This window comes from Paenibacillus sp. EKM212P (genome assembly GCF_011066115.1).
In the GTDB taxonomy this organism is placed as follows: domain Bacteria; phylum Bacillota; class Bacilli; order Paenibacillales; family Paenibacillaceae; genus Paenibacillus; species Paenibacillus polymyxa_B.
The window spans coordinates 1-11,555 of sequence record NZ_JAAMNR010000020.1 but is presented as its reverse complement, the minus strand read 5'-3'; the positions used below and the strand labels follow the sequence as shown (position 1 = coordinate 11,555).

The window sequence follows — 11,555 nt, the reverse complement described above, 5'->3', positions numbered from 1 at the left end:
AACACCATAATATGGTTCACCAGGTCCTGTTTTTGCTCTGTCAGGGCCTGAATTTCATACAACGGATAGGTTTCATAGGCACGGGAAGCCAGTGCCTGCTCCTGTATCTGCTTCATTAACGCAGCAAACGTAATATCTTTCTCACTGTGAACTCGTACAGGAACCGTATTAATGAACAAACCAATCATTTTATCGATGCCCGGAATATCCGCTGATCTGCCGGATACCACACTGCCAAATACAACATCCCGACTGTTGTTATACCGTTGCAGCACAACGCCCCACGCCGCTTGCAGGAGTGTATTGACCGTCACTTGCTTTTGCTTAACCAGGTTGTTCATCCGTTCCGTCACTTCGCGATCCAGTGTAAACGAAAGCTTGTCCGCTTCATATTCTTTAGCGTGACCGTCCAGCTGTTTTGCCTGCGGCAATACCGTCTGCTGCTCAAAACCAGCAAAATAGTCACTCCAGAACCGCTCAGCCTCCATGTTGTCCTGCCGCTCCAGCCATTCAATATATTCGCTGTATGGCGTTACCGGGACAAGCTCCGGCTTGCGGCCTTCGAGGATGGCAAAGTACGTATTAAATGCTTCCCCCACAACTAGGAACAAGCACCAGCCGTCCATCAAAATATGGTGGAAGCTCCACACAAAACGGTACGACTCCTCGCCTGTACGTAAAATAGACACCCGCATCAGCTCGCCTGAGCTGAAATGAAAGCCTTCGGCTTTGTCGCGCTCAGCAAAATCAGCAATGTATGCGTCCTGCTCACCTTGTTCCATCGAACGTACATCTTCAAAACGGAACCCGGCGTGCTTGTGACGGTACACCACCTGTAAAGGCTGCTCATTCCATCCGCTATAAAAATTCGTTCTGAATATTTGATGGCGATCCACCAGCTGATTTAAGCTTTCGGCAAAAGCCTCCACTTGAAAGCTGCCTTGCAGATCAAATGTCGCCTGCTCAAAGTACGCCCCGGATTTCGGCTCCATTAGGCCGTGGAACAGGATGCCTTTTTGCATGGGTGTGAGCGAATAAATATTTTCTAGTTCTCCCGCAGCAGCCGTCTGCTCTACAATATGATCCAGCTCTCCAGCCGTCAGTCCTTGGAAGGACAAGTCGCTTGGCGTCAGCTCTGGCAACTCTTTACCCACACAGTGAGCCAATACCTCACGCAAGCTCTCCTGCAGCAGATCAGCCAGCTTTTTGATTGATTTTTTCATAAACATTTTGTTGCTGTAGCTGATCGTCAGCTCCAGTGCACCGTCCGTGATCATGCCGTTGATATCCAGAGCATACCGCTTGGTTAACGTGTCACTAATGGAAGCTCCGATGGAATAAGGAGACATGCGAAAGGCATTATGTTTCAAATCCTGATCGAATTGTCCGAGATAGTTAAAGCTGATTTCCGGCTCGGCAGCAAAAGCAGCTTCCCCTTCGCCGTCAGCAAGATATCTCAAAATCCCGTATCCAATTCCTTTATGCGGCAAACGGCGTAGTCCTTCTTTGACGCTCTTGACACGTCGTCCCACATTCCGATCCTCGCCCATATCGAGTACAACCGGGAATTGGCTGGTAAACCAACCGACCGTACGCGTAATATCCACATCCGACAAAATAGCTTCCCGTCCGTGACCCTCCAGATTTACAAGCACCTGACGGATGCCTGCCCACTCCTGAATTGCGGTGCCCAGAGCTGTCAGCAACAGGTCGTTCGCTTCCGTATTGTAGGCCCGATGAGCTTGTTTCAGGAATTGTTCCGTTTCTTCTACCGTCCACGCTACGGTCAGTGTCCGATCATCGCGAAGCTGTGGCTTGGCCTGAGATTTACGAGTGTAATCCTTAGGCAAGGATGCCTGGCTCTTCCCTGCTTCCTCAATTTGCTCCCAGTACGCACGCTCCTTCTCCAATGCTGTGCTGTTCGCATAAGCTGACAGCTGATCAGCCCACAGGCGGAAGGAATCCGTTTTATTCGGCAAACGGACAGACTCGCCCCGTAAAGCCTGTTCATAGCCTGTTGCCAAATCCTCCAACAAAATACGCCAAGACACACCGTCAACCACAAAATGGTGGATTGCTACCAACAAATGGTCTCCATCGGTGCAACGGAACAGACCCAGCTTCACCAATGGGCCTTCATCTAAACGGATACTGCTTTGAATTTCGCTGGCTTTGTTCTCCAGCAAATGAGCAAAGTCAGACTCATTTGTAAAATCAACCACTTCAAGGCTGTACAGTTCTCCTTCTTGTACGCCACGGTTCCATGCTTCATACCCACCGTCCGCATTTGGGCGGAATACGATGCGCAAAGCATCATGATGCTCAACAATGCGTTGCAGTGCCTGACGAAGCGCCGTTTCGTCCAGTCGATCCTCACGATGCAGCATCAGAGCCTGGTTATAGTGCTCCGGCTTTGAAGGCTGCTGTTCAATGAACCAGTGTTGAATCGGTGTCAACGCCACGTTTCCACTAACTTCTCCTTGATCGGAAACGCGGGTCACCCGCTGCACCCGTCCATTCAGCTCAGCAATCGTCGGATACTGGAACAGCTCCCTCATTTCCAGCTTGTAACCATTTTGAAGCAGTCTTGAAGACACCTGGATGGCCTTGATCGAGTCGCCGCCCAAATGGAAAAAGTTATCCAGCACACCAATCTGTTCGATGCCAAGTACAGATTGCCACACGGACACTAGCGTCCGTTCTACCTCATTACGTGCGGCTACGTAATCCTCACCGGAATCCACGCTTCCCTCCGGTTGCGGCAATGCCCGACGATCCACTTTGCCATTTGGTGTCAACGGCAATTGCTCCATCTGCACAAAATACGACGGTACCATATAACCTGGCAATTCTTGGCTCAAGGCGCTTCGCAGCTCACTAGCCGCGATATCTGTTAGGGTCACCACATATGCACAGAGCTGCTTTTGCCCCTGCTCATCCTCACGTGCAATGACGACGGCTTCTTGCACCGCTTCCAGCTTCAACAGCTGCGCTTCCACCTCACCCAGCTCGATCCGGTAGCCCCGGATTTTCACCTGTGCGTCGATCCGTCCTTTGTATTCCAGCGTCCCGTCCTCGTTCCAGCGCACCAAATCGCCGGTACGGTAGCAGCGCTCTCCGCTGCGGAACGGGCTGTCTACGAACTTTTCAGCCGTTAAATCCGGACGGTTCCGGTAGCCACGTGCCACCCCGTCGCCGCCGACGATCAGCTCACCCCATGCTCCAACAGGCAGAAGCTGCATGGAACGGTCTACGACATACGCTGTGGAGTTGTGGATCGGACTGCCAATCGGCACCGATTCTGATTGCACGCCAGTAATGGCATGTGTGGTAGAAAAGGTCGTATTTTCCGTTGGGCCATAGCCGTTGATGATCCGCAGGGACGGATGAGCCTCCAGCACCCGGTTAATGTGCGGTACGGACAGCACATCACCACCGACCAGCAGTTCTTGTACCCCCTCGAACAGCTCCAAGTCCTGCTGAGATAGCTGGTTAAAGAGCGGGGCAGTCAGCCACATTGTCGTGATACCATGGTTGCGCACGGCTTCCTTGAGCTTTGGAGCGTCCAAAATGACATCCTGACTTACCAGTACAAGCTTTCCTCCATTCAGCAACGCACCCCAAATTTCGAAGGTGGACGCGTCAAAGACAACGGCGCCGGTCTGCAAAATGCGCGTGTCAGCACCCAATTGCGCATAGTTTGTATTTTTCACCAAACGCACAACATTGCGATGTTCTACCATAACCCCTTTGGGCTGTCCGGTTGTACCCGAAGTGTACATCAAATAAGCTAGTCGGTTTCCAAATTTACGTTCTTGTTCTCCAGCAGTGCTGTCTACGACAGACGAGGATGCTTCCTTTAAAATCTCATTTTTCAGATTTGTATTATCGGTATAATCCGCATGATAAGCCTCGTTTTGCTCCCAATGTACGGTATTCAAGCCTTGGTCATCCTCTGCCCCGTACACCTTAGCATCGCTCAGATCCAATACGATTCCGATGTATTCCTCCGGTTGCTGTTCTGCGCGCTGCACCAGCAGCAACTTCGCCCCCGAATCTTCCAACAGATAACGTACACGTTCAGCCGGATAATCAGGGTCAATCGGTACATATGCGCCGCCCGCTTTGAGAATCGCCAACATGCCGACGATCATATCCGTGGAACGTTCAGCAACGATTCCTACAGTTTGCTCGGCGGTAACACCGTGTCCGCGCAACGTGTGAGCCAGTCGATTTGCTTTTACATTCAGTTCGCCATAAGTTAAACGGGCATTTCCGAACACAACTGCTGTCTGATTCGGTGTACGTTCAGCCTGTTCCTCAAACAACTCATGAATGCCTGCTTCGTGTGGATATTCCACCGCTGTAGCATTGAATACGTCGACGATTTGCGCCCGTTCTTCCTCACTGATCAGCGACAATTCCTGTATCCGCTTGTGTGGACCCTGCACCATATGCTCCGCCACACTCAAAAATTGTCGAATAATTCGAGCAATTTCCTGTTCACTAAACAGCTCGGTACGATAATCTAGGTACAGCACGAGTCTATCGTCATCCAGCATTTCAACCATGTGAATATCAAAGTCGTTCACCGTATCTCCGCAGAAATCGTTATCTACTTGCTGAATCGCTTCATCAAACCGGGAGAAACTCAATGTACGGTACTGAATGGAAGCACCAAACAGGCGCTGAATGTCCAGACTGCTTTGCTGTTCACGCAAATCCTGAATAATTTTGTTGTACGGGTAACGCTGATGCCGCAGAATGGACGCCTGCTCCTTCCCTACACCTTGCAGGAAGGTCAGCAGTTCAGATTCTGGTTCGACCAACAGACGCGTAGCCACGGTGCTGACGAACATACCGATGGTATCCTTTTCCTTCTTAGACGTACGGTTGGCATAGAGTGTCCCCACGGTTAAGTCCTGCTCTCCCGTCACTTTATGCAAATAAATATACAGAGCCGCCAGAAAGAACGTGAAAATACTAATTTTATGTTCCTCGCAAAAAGCCGTAACACCACGATACAACTCATCTTCCAGTATAAAGCTCTCCCGGCGTGCAGCTGTGCTCAGTGTCAGCGGGTTATATGATTTCAAACCTGTAGTCTCTGGCAAATCGGCAAACTTTTCTGTCCAGTACGTTTTGTCCTTTTGATAACGGTCTGATTGCTCATAGCTTTGCTCTACCTGGATAAAATCCAGATAGGGATTGCCCTTGGTCGGCGTATCTTGACCTGTACCATGCACAATATCCATATAATGTCCGGTGATTTCATTAATGGCCTGATTCATGGACACGCCATCTGAAATAATATGATGCATTTTAAAATTAAACCAGGTTTCTTCTGCTCCGAGCTGCAAGATAACAAATCGGTACAGCTGCGAATCCAACAATGAGAACGGCTGTGGATTATGACGCTTTAACCATACATTCGCTTCTTCCGGGGTAACTTGGAGCGTTTCTATATTTTCCGCCGTAAACGGCTCTACATATTGATATGGGATTCCATCCTGAGCAGTAATTTTGATACGAAAAGAATCATTTTGGGCAATTACCCGGTTCATTGCTTGCTGCAAGGCATCTATACGAACAGTTCCTCTGATTTTTACAGTTGCAATAATTGTCGATGTGTTCCGATTAGGATACAGAAGCTCCGTATACCAAATCCGTTGCTGTGGCTGGCTTAGCGAAAACAATTGAACATCTTGCTGTGTCATCCGTCTCTCTCCTCGCAAAATAGATATTGGTAAAAAGGAAATTCGCATATTTATGCGGTTTGTTCCTCGGGATGCTTTCGAAATTGAAGCTCATACAGCTCTGCATAATGACCGCCCTCGGCAAGGAGCTGATCATGGGTACCCTGCTCTTTCAGTTCGCCATCGGCAAGGACACAGATCGTATCCGCCCGTTCAATCGTAGACAATCGATGGGCAATGACTAATGTCGTACGATCCTTCATCAGCTCATTTAAGCCCTGCTGGACTTCATATTCCGATTCTGCATCCAAAGCCGAGGTCGCTTCATCCAACAGCAAAATCGGTGCATTTTTGAGCAAAGCACGGGCAATTGCGATCCGCTGTCTTTGACCGCCGGACAAATTGGCTCCGCGTTCACCGACAATCGTGTCGTACCCCTCTGGCAGCTCGGCTATGAAGCCGCTGGCATAGGCTGTTTTGGCCGCAGCCTCTACTTCCTCATCCGTGGCACCCGGTGAGCCAAAACGGATATTATCCGCTACTGTACCGTGGAACAGCGTAGCCTCCTGTGGTACATAGGCCATCAAATCCCTGACCTCATCCAACGGAAATTCTTCTGCCAAGCGACCACGAACCCGCAGCACACCATCGTCCGGTGGGTAAAATCCCAGCAACAGCTTCATAACTGTGCTTTTGCCACCACCACTCGGGCCGACAAGCGCGGTTACCTGCCCTTCTGGCACGACCAAGTTTAACCTTTGCAGCGTTGGATGGTCAGGCCGATAGCCAAAGGTGATGTCGTGCAGCTCCAGAGCAGCCGGAGTCTGTTCAATGGCGTGGTCTGAACGCAAGGTCTCAACATCGCCATAGAATTCCCCAGATTCACGGGCTGATAAAGCTGCCGTCTCGGGATCAATAAGCCTAGTCAGCGGTCCCTTCTTTTTAGCCGCGGGGAACTGCTCCTCTTCCTTCGACTCATCCAGAATTTCGCGGATACGCGCCAAGCCTGCCAAGGAGTTTTGTAACAGTGTTACAGCCGCCCCTAGCTCCAAAAACACCGTTGAAATACCGGTTTGCAGCTGCACAATCTGTCCCAATACTCCCAGTTCCATTTGCTTCTGCGATACCAGAATCAATCCGGCGACAAGCACACCGCCCAGCGTAATGAACTCTATGACAAAATTGCACATATCCTGCAAGCCCATATGACGTCCCTGCCGGATGCTGATGCGATTGATGTCCTCGCTTGCATCGTTACAAAGTCCACCTACCTTTGTCCTCAACCCAAACAACTTTACCGTCTGCAAACCGGAGAGCAAATCACTCAATCGTTCCGTGAACCTGCTCATCCGTCCCTGTAACTCTTCACTCGTCTTTCGCATTTTCTTCGCGAAATGAGCATTTATCCAGGCTGAAGCCAGCCCAAGTAAAACCGCCATAATCCCAAATCGCCAATCCAGAACCAGCAAAATGACCAACGAGCCCAAGAAAAGCGAAATTTCCAGTATAATCGAGCGGATATGAACGGTGTAAGCCTGCTCCAGCGCCTGTACATCGTTCGTCATACGGGATACAAGATCACCCGAATGGTGTTTTTCGGCTTTATCGTACGATAGCTTGACAATGTGGCCAAATAGTTTCATTCGTACTTCGGCAATTGCCAGCTTTACACACCGTTTATACATATAGCTGCACAGGGGGGAAATAAGACTTAACGCCAAAAATGTACCACTGACCAAATAGACCGCTCGGTATAGCTCCTGTACATCGCCATTAACCGCGAAATTCAGCAAATAATGCACCACAAAAGAAAGTAAAATCGTGATGCTGGCATTGGTCAGACTATTGCCAACCAGCCCGGTAAAATACCATTTTCGGTGCGGCTTCATCAGGGACATCAACTGCTTAAATTCATAAAACCCCTGCTTGAAGGTCACGACGCTCACCCCTTTCCTCAGGCAACGAATTACCGTTTTCCGCCGTATGCTGTTCTTCTTCAAAATTTTTCAAATACAGCTTTCGGTACACACCATCACGACCCAGTAATTCCTCATGAGAACCCGATTCCACAATGCTCCCCTGATCGAGTACAATAATGCGGTTCGCCTGACGTACGGTTGACAGTCGATGAGCAATGACCAGTACCGTCCGGTTTTGCATTACCGCATTCATCGCATTCTGCACCTGAGCCTCCGACTGACTATCGAGTGCTGAAGTCGGCTCGTCCAATAGAAGCAGCGGAGCATTTTTCAATAACGCTCTTGCTATGGAAATACGCTGTTTTTGACCGCCAGACAATCCGCCTCCCCGCTCGCTCAACAGGGTTTCATAGCCCTCGGGAAGTTGAACAATAAAATCATGCGCATGTGCCGCTTTCGCCGCCTCGACAATTTCTTCCCGAGTCGCCTCCAAACGTCCATATCCGATATTTTCTGCAATGGTGGCCGGAAAAAGCGACGGCTCCTGAGATACCATCGAAATATGACTGCGCAGGCTTGTTAAATTCCAATCTGTCAAACTCTTTCCAAATAGTTGAATGGTTCCAGCATGCTCTCCAGGTTCATTAAATCCGCAAAGCAGCTTGAAAATCGTGCTTTTACCTCCACCGCTGGCACCGACAATCGCCACCATATCCCCCTGCCCTGCCTGGAAGCTGATATCCTTCAGCACTGTGTTCCCTTCATCGTAGCCAAAGGTCAAATGCTCAAATCTGACTACAGCAACACTATCAACGTCATCATAACTTTCTGCTCCGCCTTCACTCATTCGGTTGGCTTCCCCATCTGCATCGTCTTTCAAACGAGGCGCCTCATTCTCTCGCTTCTGATCTACCAAGGTCATTTCGCCGTCCTGACGTTCATTCTGCCAATCCAGCACCTCAAACAAATGCTTTGCAGCTCCACCCGCTTCCTTCATTTGCGAAATGATCGTCGGCAGCATGGCAATCGGCTGCAATATGAACGAAATCAGGTATAAAAAAAGTACAATGCCTCCAGCATTCAACTCTCCATGTTGTATCAGGTATCCTCCGTATACAATGACCAAAATAATCGGTGTTGCTAGCATCATCACACCTACCGGAGTAATGGCAGCATAGCGCTTTTCTAGCCGTAAGCCGCGCTTGACGACCTCCTCCATAATCACCATATACTTCTTCAACAGCACAGCTTGCATATTGAATGCCTTGACGATAGGGATTCCTCCGATTGCATCTTGCCCCACAGCGTTCAAATGAGCAATTTTCTCCTGAAGATCCGCGGAGTATTTTTCAATTGGCTTGCTCATTAGTGATGTTATGATCATTCCTATTGGCATGAGCGCAAGACTTGCCAATATCAGTTTCCAGCTTGTCAGTAAAAGCAATATGAATGATGCCGTAAACACAAGCGGCAAATAAAACAGATTGGCAAACTGCTGGATAAAAAAGTTCTGTAATACTGCCGTATTATTGGTTAGACGGGATACCAAATCTCCGGTAAATTTCCTTTCCACGCTGGAAACCGGTAAATCGCAAAACTTATGTACAAGATCGCCTCTCAAGTCGCGCAGAGCACTAACACTAAATCGCGCTGAAGCGTACCTCATCACAAACTTACAGGGCATTCCAATTAGCGTCATACCAACAACCAGATAGATCATGTTCTGGGTAGAGGAGAATGTCCCCTGTGCCATTTGCTCAATGGCCTTACCCAAAATAATGTCAATAGCTGCCAAACACAAGGAGGTGATCACCGTTATGAAAACCCATAGATTATACGGCCTTACATAACGTGCGAGTCTCCGAAAAGCAGAATTTGATCGAAACAAGGGCATCCCTCTTTTCGCTGCCACACTTTTTCAGTGCGAACTTTTTATATTGGCTGTGGACGTCGTTGAGATAAACTCTGGGTTTGGATGCATGAGTATCCGTGCAGAATAAAATGCGATTTTGAACTATGCTGGAATTATCATCTTGGTGTGGGTTGGTTGTTGATTGTTGCTGAGATGGTAATAACGAAGTGTGTCGTGATGTGTGGGACATTCAACTCTGTCTGAATCGTGGTTGTAGGGTGCTTGTGTTGTAAGCTGTATGAGCTCCCGCCGCGTGGGCCATCGGCGAGGATGTAGAAAGAATGTTCTCGACTGCGCTCATAACCTCTTGTTCTTGTTCATGGATGAAAAAGTGATTACCTTCGAACATTCGAACATCCATAGGTGATGTCGTATGTTGTTGCCAGGCATGGAGTGAATCTGTGCTAACCTCAAAATCCTTTATTCCGCCTAAAACGGTCATCGGGCATACCAGTGGATTTCCCGGCTGATAAACATAAGTTTCACATACCTTAAAATCTGCACGCAGACGAGGCATAATAATTTGCATCAATTCTGCATTTTGCAGCACCTCTTCAGGAGTTCCCTGCATTAAACGAAGCTCTTCCGTGAAAGAATCGTCTGCTAAATCATGGAGTCGTTTTTTGGAGTATGGAAGATGTGGTGCGGATTTACCAGATATGATGATATGCACAGGTAGCTTTCCAATTTTGCTGTACAACTGTCGTGCTGTTTCAAATGCAATCAGTGCCCCCATACTGTGCCCAAAAAAAGCGAACGGCTTATGCATGTATGGAGCCATTGCGGGAACCAACGATTGAACGATGTCTTGAAGAGTATCCATTGGAGCTTCTGTTGAACGGCTTTCACGTCCTGGAAGTTGTATAGGCAACACGGTAATGTCAGGCGCAAACCTAGACTTCCAAGAGTTAAATATGTAAGCACCACCACCGGCGTAGGGGAAACAAAATAGTTGGAGCTTCGCAGTCGGTTGGACCTCTGTTTTCGCGAACCAAGATTGCGATCGAGTCGTCATATGAATTCCTCCATCCTCTATGCATTTCATAATTTTACAGTAAATCCTTATATCTCTTTTTTTATTCCAACACTTTCTAACTATTTTTAAATATACAAACTTTAAAACCACTTGGCATGGGACAAAAGGGCTAAATCGATAGAGCTCATAAAAATAAAACAAAATCCATATTGTGTTATTTGTTTCCAAACTTCAAAAGCAACAATTTCACTTTTTGTATTAGTTATCTGTCAATCATGATCTGTTAATTTAGTTTAAAACGAAATTTTAGGTTTTCACGAATTTTGTAAAACTAAACTCATTATGATTTACATTGAAGCTACACCCCCTTATCCTACAACAATTTTATCTTTACATGCCATTAACATAAATGTAACAAATTCAACCTGATATCATCCGACAAATTCCGCCTTTTTCCGCAACTCTCTTTAACCTCCTAAATAATGGATTGAATTTGTATCAAGCTCACATAAGCCAAAATTAATAACTCTTTAATTTTGTAATAAATATTGTTATTTCATAGTCCTAAAGGACCGTATTTTGCATATTTTTTTCTGACTCTTCGTCTAAAAAATTCAGTTCGGATTGAGTTTCTCTCTCCCAAAGCTATGAATTTCATTTTCAAACTCTAATAGAAACGTTTCTATCTCGATTCAAAAGTACCTGTTCTCTAGAAATTTATAGCCTTACTTTTAATCTTTCACCCCCTCAAAAAACAGTAACGGCAAAACAGCAAGGCTCCCTGTTGTTGGAGCTTGCTGCATTATAAATTTCATTATGTTTGACTTCACTATCGGTCGTTATGCAGAGCGTTGTAAGCTTTATTGTAGTTATCCCCCAATCTTATTAATTTAGTGGGATGGAGTATATGTATGGGTTTCTTGTATAATTTCCAAAACGCGAAAGCCTTATGGTATACAAAAAGAGCACAGCCCATTAAGGCTGTGCTCTTTTATCTTGCTTGGCGACGTCCTACTCTCCCAGGACCCTGCGGTCCAAGTACCATCGGCGCT

General features: G+C 47.5%; 4 protein-coding genes. All 4 read right to left on the bottom strand.

Annotation, left to right across the window (positions count from 1 at the left end):
• On the bottom strand, positions 1-5,717 hold a 5,717-nt coding region (locus tag G9G54_RS24660; protein ID WP_165179921.1), incomplete at its 3' end, for a non-ribosomal peptide synthetase.
• 50 nt (positions 5,718-5,767) lie between these two features.
• Positions 5,768-7,633 (bottom strand): ABC transporter ATP-binding protein, encoded by a 1,866-nt coding sequence (locus G9G54_RS24655; protein ID WP_165179920.1) that lies wholly within the window; start codon positions 7,631-7,633, stop codon positions 5,768-5,770.
• Complete coding sequence (locus G9G54_RS24650; protein ID WP_165179919.1) at positions 7,608-9,503, bottom strand: ABC transporter ATP-binding protein; 1,896 nt, start codon at positions 9,501-9,503, stop codon at positions 7,608-7,610. Before G9G54_RS24650 ends, G9G54_RS24655 begins: the two co-directional genes overlap by 26 nt.
• Before the next feature lie 214 nt (positions 9,504-9,717).
• On the bottom strand, positions 9,718-10,542 hold the full coding sequence (locus tag G9G54_RS24645; protein WP_165179918.1) for a thioesterase II family protein: 825 nt from the start codon (positions 10,540-10,542) through the stop codon (positions 9,718-9,720).
• Between the last annotated feature and the right edge of the window lie 1,013 nt (positions 10,543-11,555).

Bases quoted from the DNA above. Each gene is read 5' to 3' on its own strand.
- G9G54_RS24645 (WP_165179918.1), bottom strand. From the start codon at position 10,542: ATGACGACTCGATCGCAATCTTGGTTCGCGAAAACAGAGGTCCAACCG.